The sequence below is a fragment of the Tenacibaculum amylolyticum genome (genome assembly GCF_964511145.1).
Lineage (GTDB): Bacteria > Bacteroidota > Bacteroidia > Flavobacteriales > Flavobacteriaceae > Polaribacter > Polaribacter amylolyticum.
In genome coordinates, this window is record NZ_CAZEFZ010000021.1 from 15154 (window position 1) to 37537 (window position 22384).

Annotated in this window: 21 protein-coding genes; 18 read left to right on the top strand and 3 right to left on the bottom strand. The window is 31.2% G+C overall.

The genetic code is table 11. The features are described from left to right. Positions 1–341 precede the first annotated feature (341 nt). The 12 genes from ACKTTC_RS07885 (at position 342) to ACKTTC_RS07940 (ending at position 11799) form a co-directional block, all read left to right on the top strand. Positions 342–911, top strand: coding sequence for a hypothetical protein (locus ACKTTC_RS07885; RefSeq protein ID WP_408039261.1), 570 nt, complete (start codon positions 342–344; stop codon positions 909–911). Between the two features lie 81 nt (positions 912–992). Further along, positions 993–1703, top strand: a complete 711-nt coding sequence (locus ACKTTC_RS07890; RefSeq protein ID WP_408039262.1) for a DUF547 domain-containing protein — start codon at positions 993–995, stop codon at positions 1701–1703. A gap of 39 nt (positions 1704–1742) precedes the next feature. Then, on the top strand, positions 1743–2078 hold the full coding sequence (locus ACKTTC_RS07895) for an arsenosugar biosynthesis-associated peroxidase-like protein (RefSeq protein ID WP_120185760.1): 336 nt from the start codon (positions 1743–1745) through the stop codon (positions 2076–2078). A 118-nt stretch (positions 2079–2196) separates the two neighbouring features. Further along, complete coding sequence (gene arsS, locus ACKTTC_RS07900; RefSeq protein ID WP_408039298.1) at positions 2197–3252, top strand: arsenosugar biosynthesis radical SAM (seleno)protein ArsS; 1056 nt, start codon at positions 2197–2199, stop codon at positions 3250–3252. A gap of 5 nt (positions 3253–3257) precedes the next feature. After that, entirely contained in the window at positions 3258–3755 is a 498-nt protein-coding gene (locus ACKTTC_RS07905; RefSeq protein ID WP_408039263.1) for a rhodanese-like domain-containing protein, read from the top strand. Beyond that, positions 3748–4353 (top strand): TIGR04282 family arsenosugar biosynthesis glycosyltransferase, encoded by a 606-nt coding sequence (locus ACKTTC_RS07910; RefSeq protein ID WP_408039264.1) that lies wholly within the window; start codon positions 3748–3750, stop codon positions 4351–4353. Before ACKTTC_RS07905 ends, ACKTTC_RS07910 begins: the two co-directional genes overlap by 8 nt. Next, positions 4350–5165, top strand: coding sequence for a purine-nucleoside phosphorylase (locus ACKTTC_RS07915; protein WP_408039265.1), 816 nt, complete (start codon positions 4350–4352; stop codon positions 5163–5165). Before ACKTTC_RS07910 ends, ACKTTC_RS07915 begins: the two co-directional genes overlap by 4 nt. Continuing rightward, a complete protein-coding gene (locus tag ACKTTC_RS07920; protein WP_408039266.1) occupies positions 5165–5584 on the top strand; it encodes a DoxX family membrane protein in 420 nt (139 codons plus the stop codon). Before ACKTTC_RS07915 ends, ACKTTC_RS07920 begins: the two co-directional genes overlap by 1 nt. Continuing rightward, positions 5581–6549 (top strand): arsenosugar biosynthesis arsenite methyltransferase ArsM, encoded by a 969-nt coding sequence (gene arsM / locus ACKTTC_RS07925; protein WP_408039267.1) that lies wholly within the window; start codon positions 5581–5583, stop codon positions 6547–6549. The genes ACKTTC_RS07920 and arsM overlap by 4 nt, the downstream gene beginning before the upstream one ends. 162 nt (positions 6550–6711) lie before the next feature. Further along, entirely contained in the window at positions 6712–7248 is a 537-nt protein-coding gene (locus tag ACKTTC_RS07930) for a GNAT family N-acetyltransferase (RefSeq protein ID WP_408039268.1), read from the top strand. A gap of 644 nt (positions 7249–7892) precedes the next feature. Then, complete coding sequence (locus ACKTTC_RS07935) at positions 7893–8582, top strand: TIGR04282 family arsenosugar biosynthesis glycosyltransferase (protein WP_408039269.1); 690 nt, start codon at positions 7893–7895, stop codon at positions 8580–8582. A gap of 106 nt (positions 8583–8688) precedes the next feature. Next, entirely contained in the window at positions 8689–11799 is a 3111-nt protein-coding gene (locus tag ACKTTC_RS07940) for a TonB-dependent receptor (RefSeq protein WP_408039270.1), read from the top strand. A 323-nt stretch (positions 11800–12122) separates the two neighbouring features. On the opposite strand, the gene ACKTTC_RS07945 is transcribed toward ACKTTC_RS07940, so the two are convergent. The 3 genes from ACKTTC_RS07945 to ACKTTC_RS07955 all read right to left on the bottom strand — a co-directional run bounded on the left by ACKTTC_RS07945 (position 12123) and on the right by ACKTTC_RS07955 (position 15539). Beyond that, on the bottom strand, positions 12123–12812 hold the full coding sequence (locus tag ACKTTC_RS07945) for an Abi-alpha family protein (RefSeq protein WP_408039271.1): 690 nt from the start codon (positions 12810–12812) through the stop codon (positions 12123–12125). 973 nt (positions 12813–13785) lie between these two features. Further along, entirely contained in the window at positions 13786–14490 is a 705-nt protein-coding gene (locus tag ACKTTC_RS07950; RefSeq protein ID WP_408039272.1) for a LytR/AlgR family response regulator transcription factor, read from the bottom strand. Next, the gene (locus ACKTTC_RS07955) at positions 14487–15539 is read right to left on the bottom strand and encodes a sensor histidine kinase (protein ID WP_408039273.1); all 1053 of its coding nucleotides are present in this window, start codon (positions 15537–15539) and stop codon (positions 14487–14489) included. The genes ACKTTC_RS07950 and ACKTTC_RS07955 overlap by 4 nt, the downstream gene beginning before the upstream one ends. Before the next feature lie 240 nt (positions 15540–15779). On the opposite strand from ACKTTC_RS07955, the gene ACKTTC_RS07960 reads away from it, so the two are divergent. The 6 genes from ACKTTC_RS07960 (at position 15780) to ACKTTC_RS07985 (ending at position 22329) form a co-directional block, all read left to right on the top strand. Continuing rightward, a complete protein-coding gene (locus ACKTTC_RS07960; protein WP_408039274.1) occupies positions 15780–17945 on the top strand; it encodes a DUF5916 domain-containing protein in 2166 nt (721 codons plus the stop codon). Positions 17946–18264: 319 nt separating this feature from the next. Then, positions 18265–19143 (top strand): alpha/beta fold hydrolase, encoded by an 879-nt coding sequence (locus tag ACKTTC_RS07965; protein ID WP_408039275.1) that lies wholly within the window; start codon positions 18265–18267, stop codon positions 19141–19143. Beyond that, positions 19130–19621 carry an RNA polymerase sigma factor gene (locus ACKTTC_RS07970; protein WP_408039276.1) on the top strand — a complete coding sequence of 164 codons (492 nt, stop codon included), beginning with the start codon at positions 19130–19132 and terminating at the stop codon, positions 19619–19621. Before ACKTTC_RS07965 ends, ACKTTC_RS07970 begins: the two co-directional genes overlap by 14 nt. Position 19622: 1 nt before the next feature. After that, entirely contained in the window at positions 19623–20222 is a 600-nt protein-coding gene (locus ACKTTC_RS07975) for a hypothetical protein (RefSeq protein WP_408039277.1), read from the top strand. A 157-nt stretch (positions 20223–20379) separates the two neighbouring features. Further along, positions 20380–21588 (top strand): MFS transporter, encoded by a 1209-nt coding sequence (locus ACKTTC_RS07980; RefSeq protein ID WP_408039278.1) that lies wholly within the window; start codon positions 20380–20382, stop codon positions 21586–21588. Positions 21589–21615: 27 nt separating this feature from the next. Beyond that, positions 21616–22329 carry a YARHG domain-containing protein gene (locus ACKTTC_RS07985; RefSeq protein WP_408039279.1) on the top strand — a complete coding sequence of 238 codons (714 nt, stop codon included), beginning with the start codon at positions 21616–21618 and terminating at the stop codon, positions 22327–22329. Positions 22330–22384: the final 55 nt, after the last annotated feature.

The following is a 22384-nucleotide window of genomic DNA, read 5'->3' on the forward strand; positions in this document are numbered from 1 at the left end:
CATTTTTGTTTTTAAACACCTTCCTTTAAATAATGAATACTTTGATCGTATTCATTTCTAAAAAACTACTATTATACGACTATAACCAACTTTAAAAGAATAGTTATTTACAGTAACATTTCTTAGCTCATTGTAACGTTTAGGTACAAATGCTAGTCTTTATGTTAAAGTATCGTTATAGTTTTTTTAAAATTTGTAACAAAACTCACATAAATGAGTAATGTTGTATGACAATCATATGAATCGACAACCTGATAAATGAACAAACCAATATAAACTTCGTTTAGTAGCCCCCAAAATCAAAAAACGAATTACGAACCTAATTACTATGGATATAGAAAATGAGCGCATCACACTTTTCAAACTACACTAAACAACCTAAAGGAATATTTCTTTTAATATTACTAGTTTTAGTAAGCTTTACGAATACTAACAACAAAGAATTACAATATCCTGTAAATAACCCTACAGCAAATAAAGTTATACATACTGTTTTTAAAAAGAAAGCTCCTAGTCAATATACTTTATTTTCTATAGAAGACACATGGTTTTTAATTATAGAAAGAAAACATAACGAATACATCCAACATTTTGTTTGTATCAATAAAAACAATGATATAAAAACTATTGAGAGCAATGTAATAAAAGAAAATCTCACTGTTTTAAATAGAGCTTTTAACAAAAACATTTATCATCAAAATTATATAGATTTAAATGCTGGTTTTTATACTGTTGGTCGTAAATTTTCTACTGGTAAACCTACCTATTTTTGTTATAAGGATACAGATGGAAAAATATATGGAGAAGCAAGTTTAACTACTGTTATTCAACCTAACCCTATAGATCTTTCGGTGTATGGTTTTTTACTTGATAAGCTTTCTAATTATATCAAAACAAAACAACAAGAATAACTTGTTAAATTTACTTTTGGAATATTCTTTGTAAAGACTCTATAAAAAACACGTCTAACCCCAAAAATCAGATACATAATTATGAAGAAATTAATTCCAATTGTAAGTTTATTCTTAGCTTTAAATATATCTGCACAAACAAGTGTTTTCAACAGTTTACTTCAAAAACATGTTGATACTAAAGGAAATGTAAATTATAAAGGTTTAAAAAGCAATGAAGCTTCCTTAGATAAATATATCTCTTACTTAGAAAAAACAACACCTAGCAGTTCTTGGTCTAAAAACAAGCAAAAAGCATTTTGGATGAACGCTTACAATGCTTATACCATTAAATTAATCTTAAACAACTACCCTGTTAAGAGTATCATGAAGATTAAAAAGAAAGGAAAAAATGCTTGGAATATTCCATTTGCTGTAGTAGGCGGAAAAACATACACATTAGATCATATAGAACATAAAATATTACGTAAAAAATTATTCGACCCAAGAATTCATGTAGGTGTAAATTGTGCTTCTATCTCTTGTCCTAAGTTATCTAACAAAGCTTTTACAGAGAAAAATGTAAATAGTGAATTAGAAAAGTTAATGAAGCAATTTATTAATGATCCTAAGAGAAACAATCTTTCTAAGAAAAATAAACTTCAAATTTCAGAAATCTTTAATTGGTTTAAAGCCGACTTTACTAAAAAAGGTTCTGTAACAGATTATATTAATAAATATGCTGATCAGAAAGTAGACGAAGGTGCTAAAATCAGTTATTTAAAATACAACTGGAATTTAAACGGAAAATAAATCCCTATTTTTATATTTCAATAGAAAATAAAACAAAGTATGTCTAAAACATATTATGATCCTGCTGACTTACGTAAGTTTGGTAAAATAACAGAATGGAGCGAAGAACTTGGAAACAAGTTCTTCGAGTATTATGGTAAAGTATTTGAAGAAGGTGCGCTTACTGCTCGTGAAAAATCATTAATTGCACTTGCTGTAGCACATACAGAACAATGTCCGTATTGTATAGATGCTTACACAAAAGATGGCTTACAACGCGGAATTACCAAAGAAGAAATGATGGAAGCCATTCATGTTGGTGCTGCTATTAAAAGTGGTGCAACTTTAGTTCATGGAGTTCAAATGATGAACAAAGTGAATAAATTAGAAATGTAAGTAGCCTCTAATTTAGCTTTGCTAAATTTTAGAGATTGCTTATCCCAACGAAAGTTGGGAACTTTTTATTACAAAACAATTAGAAAGAAAGGAGCTGAAACAAACTCAGCGTGATGGAATAATGAAAAAATCTTTAAAATCTAGAAACAACGATTTAGCCAATACACAACGTCAATTAGAAATATTATCGAATGGTATTTTTAAAAATGGTGAATTGCCTACGTTTGCTGAAAAAATAAAAGAAACTAGTCAATTTCCTTTAAAACCTAAAAAACTAGAGATTTTACAAATCAATCTAGGGTATATGTGTAATCAGGTTTGTGCACATTGTCATGTAGATGCAGGTCCTGATCGTAAAGAGATCATGACGATAGAAACTATGCAACAATGTTTAGACGTGATAAAAAAAACAGGAGCACATACCTTAGATTTAACAGGTGGAGCTCCAGAAATGAATCCAAATTTCCGTTGGTTTGTAGAAGAAGCTTCTAAAGCTGGTATTAAAGATTTTATTGTACGGTCTAATCTTACTATTATACGTGCCAATAAGAAATATTACGATTTGCCAGAGTTTTTCAAAAAACACAACGTACATGTCGTTTCTTCAATGCCACACTGGACACGTGGAAAAACAGACAAACAAAGAGGTGATGGTGTTTTTGACAAATCGATAAAAGCATTACAAATGCTAAACGAAGTTGGTTATGGTAAAGAAGGAACAGGCTTACAATTAGATTTGGTGTACAATCCATCAGGAGCTTTCTTACCAGGAGATCAAGCCGCTTTGGAAAATGACTTCAAAAAAGCTTTAAAAGAAGATTTCGATATTGTATTCAATAGTTTATTTGCCATTACAAACTTACCAATAAGCCGATTTTTAGATTACTTAATAGCTTCTGAAAATTATGAAGATTATATGTATGCTTTGGTAGAAGCATATAATCCTATGGCTGTAGAAAATGTAATGTGTACTAATACACTTTCTATTAGTTGGGATGGATGGTTATACGATTGTGATTTTAATCAAATGCTAAATTTAAAAGTAGCAAGTAAAGTAAAACATATCTCAGAATACAACGAAGAACTTTTACAAAACCGAAACATTATCATTAACCAGCATTGTTATGGTTGTACAGCTGGAGCCGGAAGTAGTTGTCAAGGAACTGTAGCGTAATACTTATGAAAAACGTTCTACTGTTTTTTTCATTCCTTTTACTACAAACTTCTTTCTCTCAAGAAAGTTTAAAAAGAGTATTGAAAAAATATAATAGTGAAAGTGTTCCTTATATTTCTGTAACAGATTTAAAAAAAGATCAGGAGAACGTTGTTTTGTTAGATACCAGAGAACCTCAAGAATTCAACGTAAGTCATTTAAAAAATGCGCTTATCGTTGGATACGATCATTTTAACCTTACAAAGACACTACAAAAGCTACCCAAAGATAAAAGTTCAAAAATAGTAGTATATTGTTCTTTAGGAATTCGTTCTGAAGATATTGGGGAACAACTTCTTAAAGCGGGATACACTAATGTATACAATTTATACGGAGGTATTTTTGAATGGAAAAATAACGGATACTCCCTCATCAATAATCAGAAAAAAACTACAGAAAAAGTCCATGCCTTTAACAAAGAATGGGGCAAGTGGCTTACAAAAGGAATAAAAGTATATGAGTAAAAACTTGTTGATGATTTTTACCCGAAATCCAGAATTAGGAAAGGTAAAAACAAGACTTGCAAAATCTATAGGAGACGAAAAGGCCTTAGAGATTTATAAATTCTTACTAAACAGAACCAAAACAATAGCAGAAGAACTTACAGTCGATAAAGCTGTTTTTTACTCTGTAAAAGTGAGAGAAAATGATATTTGGGATGCTCAAATATATCAGAAGTTTCAGCAATCAGGTGAAGATCTTGGTGCGCGTATGCAACATGCCTTTGAAACTGCATTTGCGAATGGTTATGAAAAAGTAGCTATTATTGGAAGTGATTTATATGACTTAACACCTCAACATATAGAAAATGCTTTTGAACAATTGCATACACACGATGTTGTAATGGGTCCTGCAGAAGATGGTGGCTATTATTTATTAGCATTAAAACAAGTATATCCTGCTATATTTCAAAACAAAGCATGGGGAACCGAAACAGTACGTGCTGCTACCCTATCCGATTTAGAAAAACAAAACGTATTTTTACTCCCTGTTTTAAACGATGTGGATTTCGTTGAAGACATTCAAGATCATCCAGCATTCGCTCAATTTTTAAACTCATGAAACAACAACAATTAAAAGAGACTATAAGTTTTCTTACATCAAAAGGAATTGAAAACCCTGAAATCGGTATTGTTTTAGGAACAGGACTTGGTAAGTTAGTAGACGAAATTACCATTGAAAAAGAAGTTCCGTATAATGAAATTCCTAATTTTCCTGTAGCAACTGTAGAATTTCACTCAGGAAAATTAATTTATGGAGATTTGGCAGGTAAGAAAGTACTTGTAATGTCTGGGCGTTTCCATTTTTATGAAGGATATAATTTATGGGAAGTAACCTATGGAATTCGTACCATGCATGGATTGGGAATTAAAAATTTATTGATTTCGAATGCTGCTGGAGCTATTAATTTATCGTATAAAAAAGGTGAATTAATGTTAATTGAAGATCACTTAAACTTACAAGGAGGTTCTCCACTAGCTTTTAAAGGAGCTAATGATTTTGGGAACATTTTTGTAGACATGTTAGCGCCTTACGATAAAAAATTAAACGATCAACTGAAAGTTATTGCACAAAATAACGACATAACGCTACATGAAGGTGTGTATGCTAGTGTTGTTGGACCACAATTGGAAACACGAGCAGAGTACAGAATGTTGCAAATTTTAGAAGTAGATGCTGTAGGAATGAGTACTGTACCAGAGGTGATAGTTGCGAATCAAATAGGATTGCCATGTTGTGCAATTTCTGTATTAACAGATGAATGTGATCCTAAAAACTTACAACCTATAGACATTCCAGAAATTATAGCTGTAGCAGCAAAAGCGGAACCTAAATTGGTAACAATCTTCAAACAATTAATAAAAGAATTATAATGCTGAATAAACAAATAGCTGTATTAACAATTCGCCTATTATTAGGCTTTATCTTCTTTTTTCAAGGTTTTGGAAAAGTATTTAAATTCGGTTTAGATGCCGTATATAAAAACTTCTTTGCAGCTAGTTATTCAGAAATATTACCCGATGCATTATTATTAATGACTGCTTACTACACTTCTATTATAGAGTTAATAGGTGGTTTCTTATTAATTATTGGATTTAAAAGAGATATTTCTTTGTATGCCTTAGCATCTGTATTGGTTATTGTAACTATTGGACATGGCTTAAAAGATCCTATTTGGGACTTATCTCACGTACTATACAGAACAATACTTTTGGTAAGTTTATTATTACTTCCCAAAGAACTTGATAGATTTTCGATAGACTTTTTAATGAAAAAAGACACAAAAGAATGAGTTATTTAGAAACAACGAAAGACGTATATAAAGAAGCGGCATTAACACCAGATGTTGGTTTATGCTGTACTACCAATCCTATTTGGGAATTACCAGGATTAAAAATTCCAAAAATCATGCAAGAAATGAACTACGGTTGTGGTTCTACAGTACATGCAAGAGATTTAACTAACAATCCTAAAGTATTATATGTAGGTGTTGGTGGAGGAATGGAATTATTACAATTCTCTTATTTCTCTCGTCAAAAAGGAGGTGTAATTGGTGTAGATGTAGTAGACGAAATGTTAGAAGCTTCTAAAAAGAACTTTGTAGAAGCAGAAGAGCAAAACGATTGGTTTAAAAGTGAATTTGTAGACCTTCGTAAAGGAGATGCTTTAAACCTTCCTTTAGAAGATAACTCTATAGATGTTGCTGCACAGAACTGTTTATTCAACATTTTTAAAGCAGAAGATTTAAAGAAAGCTATTGCAGAAATGTATCGTGTATTAAAGCCACACGGACGTTTAGTTATGAGCGATCCTACTTGCGAGCAACCAATGAACGAAACGTTGCGTAACGACGAACGTTTACGTGCTTTGTGTTTAAGTGGAAGTTTACCAATTGCAGAATATGTTAAAATGCTAACAGATGCTGGTTTCGGAACCATTGAAATTAGAGCTAGAAAGCCTTATAGAATATTAGATCCAGTAAATTATCCAACAGACGAATTAATTTATATAGAGTCTATTGAAGTTGCTGCTATTAAAGATCCAATGCCAGAAGACGGACCTTGTGTATTTACAGGAAAAGCTGCTATTTACTTTGGTGAAGAAGAATATTTTGATGATGGTAAAGGACATACTTTATTACAGAATCAACCATTAGCTGTATGCGATAAAACTGCTGCTGCATTACAAGATTTAGGTAGGAATGATATTTATTTCTCAGAATCTACATTCCATTACGATGGTGGTGGATGTTGTTAGAAGTAAATAATAGTCTAAAAAGATTATTACATACTTTTTAAAATATTAATGCCCCTTTTGAATTTCAAAAGGGGTTATTTTTTAGGTTATGTATGTAAGTGAATTGAAATGATTTGATTTACTATCTTGTCAAAAAATTATAAGATCATACCCTAACTCGCTATGATACAATTAAGAAAACTTACACTAGACGATTTAGAAGCTTATGAGTACTGGAAACTTCCTACACATAAATATCATGAGCTAAACGGCCCATATTTCAAAAAGAAAAATAGTACTGAAATCAAAAAACAAATTCAAACAATTAGAGATGACTTGTTACAAGAGAAATCTGTATTAGATAATGTAAGAATTATTTCTAATGAGACCAATGAACTTATAGGAGAAGTAAGCTGGTATTGGCGATCTCAAGAAACCAATTGGTTAGAGGTTGGAATTGTTATTTTTAACGATCAATTCTGGGGAAAAGGAATTGGCGCCATTGCTTTAGAATTATGGATAGATGAAGTTTTTAAAGAAAAACCAGCACTTGTGAGAATTGGTTTAACCACTTGGTCTGGGAATCAAGGTATGATACAACTAGCAAAAAAAATAGGCTTACGAGAAGAAGCTCGATATAGAAATGCAAGAATTGTAAACGGAAAATATTTTGATTCTGTGAGCTACGGAATCTTAAAAAAAGAATGGGAAAACAGATGAAATATTTACTACTAATGTTACTTTTAATTCTTAGCTATTCCTTTACCTTATCTGGCAGAAAAACAAATAACACATACTTAACTACATAGTACTGTAAATTTACAAGGGACTGAAGTCCCTTGGTATCAGTTATTATCTATTAAGTTGAATCTCATTAAAAATGTCAGTTCGAGGTTTTTGATTAGTTTTATTATCTAGCGTAGGAAATCGACGTATTTAACTCTAGTTCGTTTAAGAGATGTTTAAAATGATACCATCCTTTAAAAAAAGTGACCTCCGAATTAAAATTTTGAAAATCAATGAAGCCGTGTTGGCAGAAAGATAAAAAGCTGTTTGAGCGATAGCAAGTTCTTTTTATCAGCGGAAGGCTCCGTAGTATTTTCTTGAATTTTAATTCGAAGTCTTGATTTTTGTTTAGTTCACGGCTTTTTGATTTGTTTAAGTGTTCATGAATCTCCTAAAGTCGATTTCTTTTCATCAATGAAAAGAAAGAGGAATTAGTCACATTTTTCTTACTTAAGAACTTTCTTTAAAACAATAACATCATAAAATTTACCTCCAATTAACATTCAACTAACATTTTTTTAAAAAACCTGTAATGTCTCCGTATTTATGTCGACCTTTTAACAACCTATTTTGTATACATGTTCAAAAGAAAGACAGATACTGCCATCTTATTATTTACCAATGCTGCTAGCAAAGAGGTAACCTATAAGAATATTCTTAATGGCGAATCGCTATTTGAACATTTGACGCAACAAACCATTCGTAAAGCTGAAAAAACTGGACTCGATCTTGTTGTGTACACAGATGATTTACAAATAGGAACTACTTTTGGAGAACGATTTGCAAATGCAATTGCCGATGTTTTTAGTAAAGGTTATAAAAACATCATTACTATTGGAAATGATAGTCCAGATTTACAATCGAAACAATTACTAACAGCGCATCAAAACTTTCAAAAACAACAAAATACATTAGGACCTTCTATAGATGGTGGAGTTTATTTAATCGGAATTTCCAAACATCAATTTGAAAAGGAATCTTTTGCAGCCCTTCCATGGCAAACAACTAGCGTAAGACAAGCCTTACAAAACTACTTAGTTAAAGAAGCTACCAACTCAATTCATCTTTTAACAACACTAAAAGATATTGATGCAAAGCAAGACTTGTATCACTTTGTACAACAATTCAAGTACAAAACACATGCTTTTAGGCAAATCATCCTTGCTTTGTTACAACAAACAATTGTAAGTGTTTTTATTAATGCTACGAAACCACGTTTCATTTATACAAAACTCCTTTACAACAAAGGTTCTCCCACTATACTATAACACGAAACTATTTTCAATAGAAAACACGCCACTCTTAGTATTCACAGCACTAAAAGTGACGTATATATACGCTTAATCTAAATAAATTAAATTCATATTAATACAGATGAAAATCAAATTTTTAATAGCTTTTCTCTTAACTACTTTTGCTATTTACGCACAAGAAACTACGGGTAACTTAGAAGGAAAAATTATCGATCCTGAAGGAAATCCAGTTCCTTATGCAACCGTTACTATTACCGATACTGAAACTAATTTTGCTTACGGAACCACCTCACAAGAATCAGGTTTGTATGTAATTCCGAATATTCCACCAGGGAATTCTTATAAAGTAACAGTTCGTTTTATTGGGTTTCAAACCTATACAAAAACGGGTGTTATCATACAATTAGGAAAAACCAGTACGGTAGATATTAGTTTAAAAGAAGAAAGTACGAATTTAGAAGAAGTCGTGATTTCTGCTACTTCTAACAGAATTAATCCTTCTGTAATTAGTACCAAACAGCTATTAAAAACACCTACCATTACCAGAAGTGTTCAGGATTTAACACGTAATTTATCGGAAGCCAACTTAAACTCTTTTGGAGGTGCAAGTAATCGTTTTAATAACTTTAATATTGATGGGATTGCGAGTAATGATGTAGTTGGATTTCAGGAACCTGCTAGTGGAGCTGCTGGTTCTTCTGCCAACGGAACACCAGGAAGTTTATCTCGTAGTCAGCCTATTAGTTTTGGAGCTATTAAACAGTTATCTGTAAAAACATCACCTTTCGATGTAAGTATTGGAAACTTTACAGGAGCAAACATTAACGTGGTGACTAAAAATGGTACCAATACGACAAAGAAAAGTGTATATGGTTATGGAAATAATCAATGGTTAGTAGGTTCTTATGCTGATGGAATTCAACAAACTATTAATGATTTTTACGATGTGCAATTTGGAGGAGAAATTGGTGGCGCTATTCAGAAAGACAAGTTGTTTTACTACGTAAATGTAGAACAAGCATTGAGTAAAATCCCGTTAATTGGAGCACCAGGAACTGCAGCTTCTAACATCGATCAACAAACCGTAATTGCGATTGCCGATAAATTAATTAACGATTATAATTACGATCCGGGAGCTTATGAAAGTAGCGATATTAAAACCGCTTCTACCAAGTTATTCGCGCGTTTAGATTACAACCTTTCAAACAACCATAAATTAACCTTAAGAAATAACTTTGTTAAGAGTTTTGCAGACAATTTAGAATGGAATCAAGCGGTATTTAACTTTGGAAACCAAGGATATCGTCATAATAGCATTTTAAACAGTACTACGTTGGAGTTAAACTCTACGTTATCTGAAAGTACTTCGAACATTTTAACCTTAGGATACAACAAAGTAAAAGAAGATAGAAGTTATGACGGACGTATTTTTCCTCATATAGAAATTAACGATGGATCGAATCGTATTTTTGCAGGAACATATAGAGAAGCTTCTATTTACAATACCAACCTCAACACATTTCAGCTAAGTGATAAGCTTACCTATTATAAAAACAATCATACCATTACAGGAGGTTTATTATTTCAATACAACGATATTGATTATGGATTCTTAACTGCTTGGAATGGACGTTGGGCCTACAGATCTGTAGACGATTTCTTAAACGATCTTCCGTCTCGTATTCGTGGAGTATATCATGTAAGCAACAATACGTTTGATTTTGTAAATAGCCGCCCTTCTGCCACCATTGATATTTTAACCTCAGCTTTTTACGTACAAGATAAAATCCGTTTGAATGATCGACTTTCTGTTAGTTTAGGAGTTCGTTTAGACAACCAATTGTTATTAGACAATTTACCAATCAGTCCGTTGGTAAAAAACACACCCGAGTTTAGCGGTTTTGATAATACTATTGATACTGCACCGCACATCAATCCAAGATTCAATTTTGAATATTTTTTAGACGAAGACAAGAACTATAAACTGAGTGGAGGAACTGGATTATTTACCGGTAGAATTCCATATTTATGGTTTGCTTATGCAGAATATATCTCTGGAACCGATTATTTTAATATTGATATTCGTCCAAACGGAAACACCGTTCCTTTAGTAGAAAACTTAGGCGATTTAGCTTCGCAACAACCAGGCTTAACAGAAATCAATTTAATTGACAATGATTTTGAGTTGCCAAGAGAATGGAAAAGTCGCATTCGTTTTGATGCCAAATTACCACACAGATTCCAATTTTCTGCGGAAGCAACCTATACCGATGTGTTGAAAGGAATCTTTTTCCAATCGATTAACAGACGTTTAGAATTTGGTTCTTACTCAGGAGCAGACAATCGTTTATTTTACAACGGAACACGTGTAAACGATGATTTTACGAATGTGTTTTTATTAACCAATACCAACAAAGGATATCGTTATAATATCAACTTAAGTCTTTCTAAACAAACCGATAATTATGCTGGTTTTGTAGGTTATACTTATGGACGAAGTAAAGATGTTTCTAGTACGGTACGAAACTCCTCTGCTGCTAATTTTGAATGGAATCAAGCGATCAATTCAAACGATCCTGCATTGGCATTTTCTAATTTCGATTTACGTCACAAAATTGTATCATCTAACAGTTATCAAATCAACTTTAAAAACAACCATCAATTACAACTTTCGGCATTGTATACCGGAACTTCAGGAAGTCCATATTCTGTCGTGTATCAAGGCGATGTAAACAGAGATGGTTCGTCTCGAAACGATTTGGTGTACATTCCAGCCAATCAAAGTGAAATTCAGTTACAAGATATTACCGATACCAACGGAGCGGTATTAGTTTCTGCACAAGAACAATGGAATCGTTTGGATCGTTTTATAGAAAACAACGATTATTTACGTGAAAATCGCGGTGGTTATGCAGAAAGAAATGGCGGAAGAACGCCTTGGAATCATCAAATAGACGCAAAGCTTTTATACGATATTCCGTTTGCTAATGGAGACAATTTACAAGTGAGTTTAGATATTTTTAATGTCTTAAACTTATTAAATAAAAACTGGGGGCGTTTGGTATTTGTACCTAATGTAGCGAACTCTAACTTTAATTTACTGGAGTTTAAAGGCGTACAAAACAACCAACCGGTGTATCAGTTTACCATAGATGAAAGTGCAACACCTTGGGTATTGGATCCTATCAATTCTCGTTGGAAAGCACAGTTAGGATTGAAGTATCAGTTTTAAATTTTTACATCATTGTAAAGTTGGAGACTGAGCTACGTCGAAGTCAACAACTGAAGCAATCTCTTCATCGAAGGGTATAACTTGTACAAAGCGAAGCCATCTTTCTATTCTAAAAAGATGGCTTCGCTTTTTTTATTTCACAATGACGGATTAAAGTTTAGTCCTCCCTTCTTTATTATAAATATTAACAACTAAATCTATAATTCCTTTTTTCTCAACAGTTGTCCTATCTTTAAAATCTAATTTTAAAGATTATTTCATTTTAATTAGATATAAATTTATAATAATGCGCTATAATTTTCTCTAGACTACAAAACAATAACTTAATTTATGATTTGCTTCATTAATTGCACACCAAAACTTGATAATCGATAACAATCGGCTAGTACCAATTCTGTGGTTATTATTTTATTATCAAAGTTATCTGAATTCTCTCTCACTCTTTCTATTAATCTAGGAGGTTCTTCTTCAATTAATCTTAACCTTAACAAATTATCAATTATTAATACTCCCATTTCTAATCTTGATTCGGACTTTCTAACTAACTCCTTTTTTTCAAAATAAGGTCTATCCTCACTAGATTTTTGAAAAGAATTTATAAACATATAATTTAAAATTACAACTTCTGATATGGATAACTGATTTAATACTTGACTAAAAATATAACAAGTATCAAAAATATTTTCAGGATCTAGTGTATTAGCTAAAAGATTAGACCAACAATCTTGCATTGTTTCATTATCTTCGTAAGAAGAATATTCTAAAAGAGTACTAAGGTCTTTTATAGGAATTTTTTTAGGCATTGTTACTCCTTTTGATTTTAGAAACTCTATAGCTTTTATAGTCCTATCAACCTTATTTTTAAATCTAATATATTGAATTTTATCAGTTAGAATTCCTGTTCCTTCTATTATTGGACCACCTATTATTTTTTCTAAAAATTCAAGAGCTTTCTCCGCTGCTATACCAATTCCATTACTAATTTCTTGTTTATTTTCGTTTTTCATATTCATTAATACAACCTATTATTTATTTTTAAAGATATCAAATTACTCAGCATTACTATTATTGTTAACAGTAAGCACCTCAAAATAAAAACAAAAGGAATAGGGGGACTATTCGATATAAGTTTTTCGAGGGTTTAAGATATAAAAAATAAGTAACTATTGGTTGTAGAATTTATCAGCGAACTCCGTACAACAAAATTTTTACCGTAGAAACCATCAGCGAACCGCGCTGAACAAAACTTTTACTGTAGAAACCATCAACGAACCACGCTGAACAAAACTTTTACTGTGGAAACCATCAGCGAACCACGCTGAACAAAATTTTTACTGTAGGTTATTATAAACAGATTGCCGCGCTCCATTGCATTTCGCTCGCAATGACATATCATGAAACGTCATTACTGTAAAGATCGACTAATTCGTTTAAGAGATGGTTAAAATGATAGCACTCTTAAAAAAAGCGACCTCTGAATCAAAATTTAAAAAATCAAGGAAGTAGCGTTGGCTGTAAGATAAAAAGCTGTTTGAGCGTGAGCGAGTTCTTTTTATCAGAGGAAGGTTCCGTAGTATTTTCTCAAATTTTTATTCGAAGTCTTGATTTTTGTTTCTTTTCATCAAGGAAAAGAAAGAGGGAAACTACTATTTTTACACAACCCTAACTATCTTTAAAACAGACCCTTATAAAAGCCGTCAATGGTAGTGGTTTTACAAAGTGATAACGGAGTAAAATTGTATCGAGAACTAAAAACAGATTGCCGCGCTCCATTTTATTTCGCTCGCAATGACGAAAAAAGAAGCATATTCTAAAAGTACCCTTCGATATAACTCAGGGTTCTATCATACAAAGAAAAAAGAAAGAAAAAACAGATTGCCACACTTCATTCTATTTCGTTCACAATGACCATAATTAAACGTCATTACGAGCGTTTCTTGAGGTTACTCGAAGGAACGACGAAGTAATCTCTCTATTTGAGATAGATTAAGGCAATAACTTCATCAAATTATTTCGGTAATTGTCTCCAATAGGAATTTCAATAGTGCCAATTTCAACATCATTTTTGGTATACGCAGTAATTTTATCTTTATTAATAATATAAGAACGATGTATTCGGATAAATCGGTTATCTAGCTTTTCTTCAAAAGCAGAAATACTCGATTTCGTAACATGGTTTTCTGCTCCTAAATGTATTTTAATATAGTCTTTTAAACTTTCTACATATAAAATAGCATCTAAATATACTTTTACTTGCTTTCGCTCTTTTCGTATATAGATAAATGCATCTTTTTGAGTTGTTATAGCCTCAGTAACAGAAACTGTCTTGCTGTTTCTTTGCAATGTTCTAAACTTTTCTATAGCATTAAAAAAACGCTGAAACGTAATAGGCTTTACAATATAATCTACAGCATTTAATTCAAAACCTTCTACGGCATAATCTCTATAAGCTGTAGTAAAAATAACCTTGGGCTTGTATACTAAATTTTTAAAAAAATCCGTTCCTTTTAACACAGGCATTTCAATATCTAAAAACAATAAATCTACCGTTTCCTCTTGTAATATTTTACTTGCCTCAATAGCACTTCCGCAGGACGCTACCAATTCAAAATCATCTAGCTGAGACAAATGTGTTTGTATAAGTCCTCTAGCCAATTTTTCATCATCTACTATTACGCATTTATACCTCATTTTGTTGGTAGTTTTAAATGTACATAAAACCAATTTTCTGCTTCTTTAATCGTTAAAGAATAACTATCTGAATACAATAATTCCAGCTGTTTTTTCACATTTGTTAACCCAATTCTTTCTTTAGTTTCTTCAGCAATATTTCTCGCGATGGAATTGCTAATATCAAACAAAATATGAGTTCCTTGCACAGCAATACGAATTGTTATTGTAGCTTTTTGCAAAGCATGAGACACGCCATGTTTAAAAGCATTTTCTATAAAAGTAAGTAGAATTAAAGGCGCAATTCGAACCTCTGTAGTTCCTTTTTTCTCAAAATTTATTGTTACTCTATCATCGTATCGAACTTTTTCCAAAGCCAAATAATTCTCTATTAATTCTATTTCTTTTTGCAACGGCACATACTGTTCGTTACAACCGTACAACATGTAATCTAGCATTTCAGAAAGTTTGGCAATTACTTCTGGAGCTTCATCTGATTTATGAAGTGTTAATGCGTATAAATTATTTAGCGTGTTAAATAAAAAGTGAGGATTTAATTGGTGTTTTAACACGGATAACTCTGCAGATTTTTTCTGTTCGTTAAGTTCTAAATAACTTTGTTTCTCTTTGTAAAACTTGGCTATTACCAGTAAAATAGTAGGTGTTAAAATTAGAATTGACTTTCCTAAAAAAGCACGAAAACTCAATGCCTTTCTCCAAAAACCTTCTGCTGCTTTGTAAGTTATTTTTTCATGAGGTTCTAAATATTTTGGTATATAGTAGTACTGATGATAAACTACAAAAACAATAAATACACAAGTCATTAGTATGAATAAACCAATGCTGAATTTAAAATGCTTTTTAGGAGTTAAAAAACGAGGGATTAAAAAATACAACATTGTGTACGCTACTACAATTTGGCTAAATACATAAATCGCATAATGTTCTAGAGCTTCTATATAGCCACTATCGTAATTCGTACTTATAAAATAAGTATATACTCCTATCCAAAACAACAAATGCTGTAAGGGTACTTTAAAAAATAGTAATGCTTTTTTAAAACGATTCATGCGCGCACTAAAATACAATTTTAATAAGCTCACCTTAAAAAAGTAGCCTAAAACCGCTGTTTGGTCGCTAAAAACAATTGTATTGTAGACAAAGTCTTGTTTCTTTAAAACTATACTTTCTAAACATCAAAATAAGGTGTTCGTCTACTTTTTAAAATAAACGGTTACTTCTAAAATAGTTTTGTGAATCAAGTGTGTATTTGTACACAAACACTTTGCTTAACTTTTTAAACTTAGTACATGAAAAACATTCTAATGCTAATTGTTATGTGCATAACGCTATTGCAAGTACAAGCACAACGCATTGTTTATAGTAATACTTCTATTGATTTAGATGGAGAACTTAACGAGTCTATTTGGGAAACACTTATTCCTGAAAAGGATTTTAAAAATTACATTCCTAACAACGGAAGTTTAGCCCCTAATACTACAGTAGTAAAAATGTTTCATAACGGAGAAAAATTATACATAAGTGCTGTATATACAGATGTTAATCCTACCGTACAAATAGGTTCCTTAAAACGAGATCATATTGGTGTTTCTGGTGCAGAAAGTGATTCTTTTGCAATCATTATAGACACATACAAACAACAACAATCTGGTTTTTTCTTTATTGTAAATATGGGGGGAGCTTTAATAGATGCTTTAGTAGCTAGAAATCGTGATGGATTTAGAGTAAATACTAGTTGGAATACTATTTGGAATGCCAAAACTTCTACAAAAGGTAATCAGAAAATATATGAAATAGAAATTCCTTTAAAAGCCCTAGGATATAAAGTAGATAGCCCAGAATGGGGCGTAATGTTTCATACGAGAAATATTAAATTAAACGAATGGACTACAAATACTGCTATAGATCGTAACTACCAATTGTTTGATTTACGTTTTGCAAAAACTTTTCAAGTAGAAAACTTATCTGAAAATAAAACTTCTCGATTTGCTGTAACCCCAGCAGTTACGATGAACTATGCGAAAGATGTAACGAATAATACCGATGATACAACGCTAAAACCAAGTGTAGATGTACAGTTTAATGTAAGCTCTTCTTTAAAATTAGATGCAACTATTAACCCTGATTTTTCTCAAATAGATGTAGATCAGCAAGTAACAAACTTAAGTAGGTTTTCAGTATTTTTTCCTGAACGACGTAATTTCTTTTTAGAAAATAGTGATTTGTTTACTGGTTTAGGAGTTCGCGGTGTAAATCCTTTTTATTCAAGACGTATTGGGGCAAATAGTGAAATTTCTTTCGGATTAAAACTCTCTGGAAATATTAGTAAAAAAACACGACTTGGTGTTTTAAATGTAGCTACAAAATCTGAAGATAATTCTCCTTCTCAAAATTATGGAGCTTTAGTTATACAACAGCAATTATCGAACGCTTTTACAGCCACAGGATTTCTAATTAACAGACAAGAAACGGATGGTTTTTCTTTTTTGAATGACTATAACAGAGTTGCTGGAGTTAACATTAATTATCAGTCAAAAAACAATAAATGGACGGGACTTGCCAATATTGCTGGAAGTGCTACCAATAATATTTCTGGAGATAATAAATTTTATAATCTAGGAATTTGGTACAATAATATTAACGCGTCTGGACACCTTGGAGTTAGAAAAATTGGTACAAATTATATTACAGATGTAGGTTTTACACCTCGTTTATACAATTTTGATGCATTGACTGGAACGACTATTAGAGAAGGTTACACGCAAGCTAGCAGTCGCATTAGCTTAACTAAATTTTATAAAAACTCTACAACTTTTGATAGACATCGATATTTCAATATGTCTAATCAAAGCTATTGGGATGACTTAGGAACCATAACGCAAGCAACTACAGTGTTAAATAATGACTTGGTTTTTAAAAATCAATCTTCTGTGTATGGTGGTTTGCGTTATGAATACGTACAGCTAAAATATGCGTTTGATCCTTTAAATAATGGCAATCCTATTCTTCCGAATTTGTATCAATATTTAGATTTTGGAATGGGATATGATTCTGCCGATAACAAACAATTTCAATATGGTGGAGATATAAGCTATGGTAGCTATTATAATGGTCATAAAAATCGTATTCGTATCAATACGCAATATCGACTCACTCCTTTAGCGCGTTTGCAAATTAGATATGAACGTAATGGCATTGATTTAAATGAATTAGGAAAAGCTACCTTTCATTTAGCTCGTTTTACAGGCGAAATATTTTTCTCGAATCGTTTAAACTGGACAACGTATATACAATACAACACACAGTTTGATAATTTTAATATTAATAGTCGTTTACAATGGGAGTACAAACCTTTATCATATATCTATCTAGTTATTTCAGACAATTACAATCAAGACATTACTCGAAAAAATTGGGGTATTGCTTTCAAAATGAATTATAGATTTGATTTTTGATTTGCTAGTAGATCGTTTTTTTATTTTTATGTTGTCATACAATGCCTTCTTGATATTTATTTCAGGAAGGCATTATTTTTTTAACAAGGATCGCCATGCTTCATTGGCTTACAATAACATACTATTAAACGTCATTACGAGCGTTTCCTGAGGTTACTCGAAGGAACGACGAAGTAATCTTTCTTTAAAAAAACAGATTATTAAGTTTTCTTTCCTTCTTATCTAACAACTTCAAAAAAATCAAAAAAAAAATTGGCTAGGGTGTAACAATTAAAACCTTTTATAATCAAAGGGTAAAATAACCTTAAAAAAATATAGAATGTACAAGTCAATTAAAACCATCTTTTTAGTAGCTTTTTTAATAAGCTCAATTAACAGCTTCGGATTTACTAAAAACATTTCTGAAGTAACTCCTACTTCTTTTCTAGTAGAAACAATTGGAAAAGGAAAACCTGTATTATATCTTCCAGGATTCGCAACGCCAGGTAGTATCTGGAAAGAAACTGTTGAAAATATAAACTTAGATAGAAAATCATATCTTTTTTCATATGCTGGGTTTAACGGAAATGCTCCTATTAAAATGCCTTGGTATGCTACAATTAAAAATGATATTATATCGTATGTAAAAGATCAAAATATGTCTGATGTAGTGATAATTGGGCATAGTATGGGGGGAAATTTAGCCGTAGATATTGCAGCTGCTTTACCTAACAAAATTTCGAAAATTATTATTGTAGATGCCTTACCTTGTATGCGAGAAGTAATGATGCCTAATGTTCCTGCAGAAACATTACAATATGAAAGTCCGTATAACAATCAAATGCTAAACATGGATGCAAATCAGTTTAACAACATGGCAAAAATGATGGCTGCTAATATGACCTACGACGAGAGTAAGAAAGAAACGTTAACTAATTGGATTACTAAAGCAGATCGTAAAACATGGGTATTTGGATACACGGATTTATTAAAGTTAGACTTAAGAGAAGCTTTAAAAGATGTAAACTGTGAAGTATTAATTTTAGGAGCCTCTTTTCCAGATGTAGTTGTAGCAGAAAAAAACTATCAGAAGCAATATGCCAACTTAGCTAACAAAACACTAAAAATGGCTTCTAAAAGCAAGCACTTTGTTATGTTTGATCAACCAGAATGGTTTTATACATCTGTAAACGATTTTTTAATCAATGAAACAAAATAAGAACCAAAATTTCGAGACAATTTATCGCCAATACCACCCTATGGTTTTACAAATGTGCTTGGGATTTGTAAAAGGTGATAAAGATACTGCCAACGATTTAGCGCAAGAAGTTTTTATAAGTGTGTGGAAGAACTTAGCAAAGTTTAGAGCAGATGCTTCTTATAAAACTTGGATTTATAGAATTACCGTAAATACCTGTTTGCAATACGTAAAAAAGGATAGTAAAGTTACCAAAGTTTCAGCAACAGCCTTAGAAAGTGAAACCAACGAAGCGGCGGAAACAACTAATGAAAACATCCAAAATTTGTACGAAGCCATTGGAAAGTTAGAAAAATTAGATCGTTTAATTATTATGATGGTTTTGGAAAATCAGGATTACGATAGCATTGCAGAAGTTATTGGTATTAAACCTACCAACCTTAGAGTTAAAATTCACAGAATTAAAAAACGTCTTGAAAAAATTTTAAAAAACAGTTAACATGAATAACGAATTTTCATCACTACAACAACAGTGGAAAAACAATCAACAGCACATTGCGTTTTCTGCTAGCAGTTTAAACGATCTTCATAAAAAGATACAACAAAAGGAACGAGAAAATTACTTTTTCTATTACGGAACCATTAGCACTTTGTCTATTACATTAATTGTAATTTCGCTATTCTTCTATTATGTAGCTCCTGTACAAGAATCATTAAGTAGAATTGGTGCAGGGTTAATGATTACTGGTTTAATTTTTAGAATCATTATTGAAATCTTTAGTATTTACAAAGCAAAGCGCGTTAATAAATCAGATAGTACCTTAACTGCTACAGAAAACTTATTGATCTTCCATAAATTCAGAAAAACGATCCATCAAATTGTGGCTCCAATTGTAGTAATATTATATACTATTGGTTTTTATTTAATTACTCCTGAGTTTAGCAAACACATGCCATTTTGGAGAATAGTACTTATTGATGTTTCTTATGTTGTTATTGGAATTATTCTTTTTATCGTAATACGTAAAGGAATCAAAAAAGAAATGGTAAAACTACAAGAGATTATCGACTTAAAGGATCAGATTACGACCTCAGCATAACGGACAAAATTCTATTTTAAGTAGTACTACTTTTAGTATTACATAGTAATTATCGTTACCAAAAACTACATTATACAATGTGGTTTTTGGGGTTATATGTGAAAAGAAAGATTTTAATTAAATTTACATTATAAAAACTGCTAATACTTAATTCTAAATGGAAAAGATTAAAAATCAAAAACACAGCAAAGAAGCTTTTTATTATAGTATATCAGCAATGTTTCAAAAAGCTTCATATTATGGACTTCGTGCATTGGTTGTTCTTTATATGATTGACGGAACTCTTAAAATGGACAATAACGAAGCTTTTAAAATATATGGTTGGATTATTACTGCACTTATATTTTCTAAAATTATTGGAGCATTATTAGGCGATTTGGTCATTGGTAATAAAAGATCAATCATTATTGGAACCATTACTCAGGCAATAGGTGCTTTTAGTTTATGTATTCCTTCAATGACAGGACTCTATATTGGTTTATTTTTAACTGTAACTGGTAGTGGTCTTTTCACTCCTAACATTATTTCTAGCTTTGGTAAATTATATTTAAACAAAATAAAGCTTTTAGATTCAGGCTTTACATTATTCTATTTGGCTATAAATTTAGGTGCATTCTTAGGTATTATGTTACTAGGATATATAGGAGAATATTATGGCTATAATATTGGATTTATTATAACTGGTATAGTAACATTAATCTCAATAATTCCCTTTGTAATTTTAAAAAAAGAAATAGCATCTGAAATTAAAAACAATAAGCTATCAATAAACAAAAAAATTATAAACATTAGTATTACTTTTATTGTTATAGCACTTTTTTGGAATATTTACCAAATCGCTAATATTCGAATTTTGGGGTTACAACAACAATTTGATGAGATTTCATCTTTTGATTTTTTAAAAAACAAATGGCAATCCATTAATGCTTTTTATGCCTTACCAATTAGTTTAATAGCAACAATTCTATGGAGTTACTTTTATAGTTCTCAATTTTTTAAACTTATGCTCGGTTTTATTTTTGGTACTATATCATTAAATATATTATTTTTTATTCCTGAGCTTCCAACTGAACAACACGCAATTATTTTTATAATTTCTTTATTCTTTTTAACTGTTTCTGAAATACTAATAGCACCTATAGTCAACTCTATTTTAACAAAATACACCAACCCTAAATATTTAGCTACTATAGTAAGTTTAGCTTTTTTACCAACTAAGCTTATGACTTTGGCTTTTGCTTTGTTTAATGACACATTCTATGACAACCCTATTTTAGGGGTAAAGTTTGGTATAATAGCAATGGGATTTATTGGTATTGGACTCTTTTCTTATGTATTTTGGAATAGAGAAAAAATGACATATTAACAAGAGTATTTTTTTATAGTTAATCAAATGAAACACATTACATTTTTACTATTTTTCTCTATAACCTCTTCTCTTTTTACGCAAAACATTATTCCTGAAGATATTTCAGAAGATCAAATTAAACCATGGGAATCTAAAAGTCTAACAGCTTATGAAGGCTTTTATAAATTTGGGGATAGTGAATTTGAATCTGATTTACGATTGTTTATGGTAGATTCTTTAATTATTGGACAAGTAATGCAAGGTTATTGGGAAGAAGGTACAGAAGAATGGAAATGGAAGTACAGCAATTTAACCAACATAAAAATCAACTCAGAAGGGAAGTTTACTTCAGATCAAACTTCTGGGCAGTTTGTTACCTATAAAGAAGGTAGTGAAACATCTAAAGGTTTAAAAATTGAAATTCCTTGGAATTCTTGGGTAATCGATGGTACTTATGAAATAGGTTACAAGTTACCTATATCTCCTCGTTCTTTTAGAGGAACATACCCACAAGCTTCTTCAAAACGTCTAACCATTGAAGAACTCAACAAATTATCTAAAAGTCAATTACAAATTATGCGTAATGAAATCTTTGCTCGTTATGGATATATTTTTAAGCCTAATGGTAAAATGGATACCTATTTTAAGAAGATACAATGGTACAATGCACAACATAAAAATGTTACATCGTTTTTAACTGCCTTAGAAAAGTATAATATTAAGCAAATTCAAAAAGTAGAAGCTAAAAAAGCAAACTGATTCCTCATTTTAGTTCACTAAGTTTATTTGTAGTTAAATGTAAATAACCTCTACA

Bases quoted from the DNA above. Each gene is read 5' to 3' on its own strand.
- ACKTTC_RS07885 (WP_408039261.1), top strand. From the start codon at position 342: ATGAGCGCATCACACTTTTCAAACTACACTAAACAACCTAAAGGAATA.
- ACKTTC_RS07890 (WP_408039262.1), top strand. From the start codon at position 993: ATGAAGAAATTAATTCCAATTGTAAGTTTATTCTTAGCTTTAAATATA.
- ACKTTC_RS07895 (WP_120185760.1), top strand. From the start codon at position 1,743: ATGTCTAAAACATATTATGATCCTGCTGACTTACGTAAGTTTGGTAAA.
- ACKTTC_RS07905 (WP_408039263.1), top strand. From the start codon at position 3,258: ATGAAAAACGTTCTACTGTTTTTTTCATTCCTTTTACTACAAACTTCT.
- ACKTTC_RS07910 (WP_408039264.1), top strand. From the start codon at position 3,748: ATGAGTAAAAACTTGTTGATGATTTTTACCCGAAATCCAGAATTAGGA.
- ACKTTC_RS07915 (WP_408039265.1), top strand. From the start codon at position 4,350: ATGAAACAACAACAATTAAAAGAGACTATAAGTTTTCTTACATCAAAA.
- ACKTTC_RS07920 (WP_408039266.1), top strand. From the start codon at position 5,165: ATGCTGAATAAACAAATAGCTGTATTAACAATTCGCCTATTATTAGGC.
- arsM (WP_408039267.1), top strand. From the start codon at position 5,581: ATGAGTTATTTAGAAACAACGAAAGACGTATATAAAGAAGCGGCATTA.
- ACKTTC_RS07930 (WP_408039268.1), top strand. From the start codon at position 6,712: ATGATACAATTAAGAAAACTTACACTAGACGATTTAGAAGCTTATGAG.
- ACKTTC_RS07935 (WP_408039269.1), top strand. From the start codon at position 7,893: ATGTTCAAAAGAAAGACAGATACTGCCATCTTATTATTTACCAATGCT.
- ACKTTC_RS07940 (WP_408039270.1), top strand. From the start codon at position 8,689: ATGAAAATCAAATTTTTAATAGCTTTTCTCTTAACTACTTTTGCTATT.
- ACKTTC_RS07945 (WP_408039271.1), bottom strand. From the start codon at position 12,812: ATGAATATGAAAAACGAAAATAAACAAGAAATTAGTAATGGAATTGGT.
- ACKTTC_RS07950 (WP_408039272.1), bottom strand. From the start codon at position 14,490: ATGAGGTATAAATGCGTAATAGTAGATGATGAAAAATTGGCTAGAGGA.
- ACKTTC_RS07955 (WP_408039273.1), bottom strand. From the start codon at position 15,539: ATGAATCGTTTTAAAAAAGCATTACTATTTTTTAAAGTACCCTTACAG.
- ACKTTC_RS07960 (WP_408039274.1), top strand. From the start codon at position 15,780: ATGAAAAACATTCTAATGCTAATTGTTATGTGCATAACGCTATTGCAA.
- ACKTTC_RS07965 (WP_408039275.1), top strand. From the start codon at position 18,265: ATGTACAAGTCAATTAAAACCATCTTTTTAGTAGCTTTTTTAATAAGC.
- ACKTTC_RS07970 (WP_408039276.1), top strand. From the start codon at position 19,130: ATGAAACAAAATAAGAACCAAAATTTCGAGACAATTTATCGCCAATAC.
- ACKTTC_RS07975 (WP_408039277.1), top strand. From the start codon at position 19,623: ATGAATAACGAATTTTCATCACTACAACAACAGTGGAAAAACAATCAA.
- ACKTTC_RS07980 (WP_408039278.1), top strand. From the start codon at position 20,380: ATGGAAAAGATTAAAAATCAAAAACACAGCAAAGAAGCTTTTTATTAT.
- ACKTTC_RS07985 (WP_408039279.1), top strand. From the start codon at position 21,616: ATGAAACACATTACATTTTTACTATTTTTCTCTATAACCTCTTCTCTT.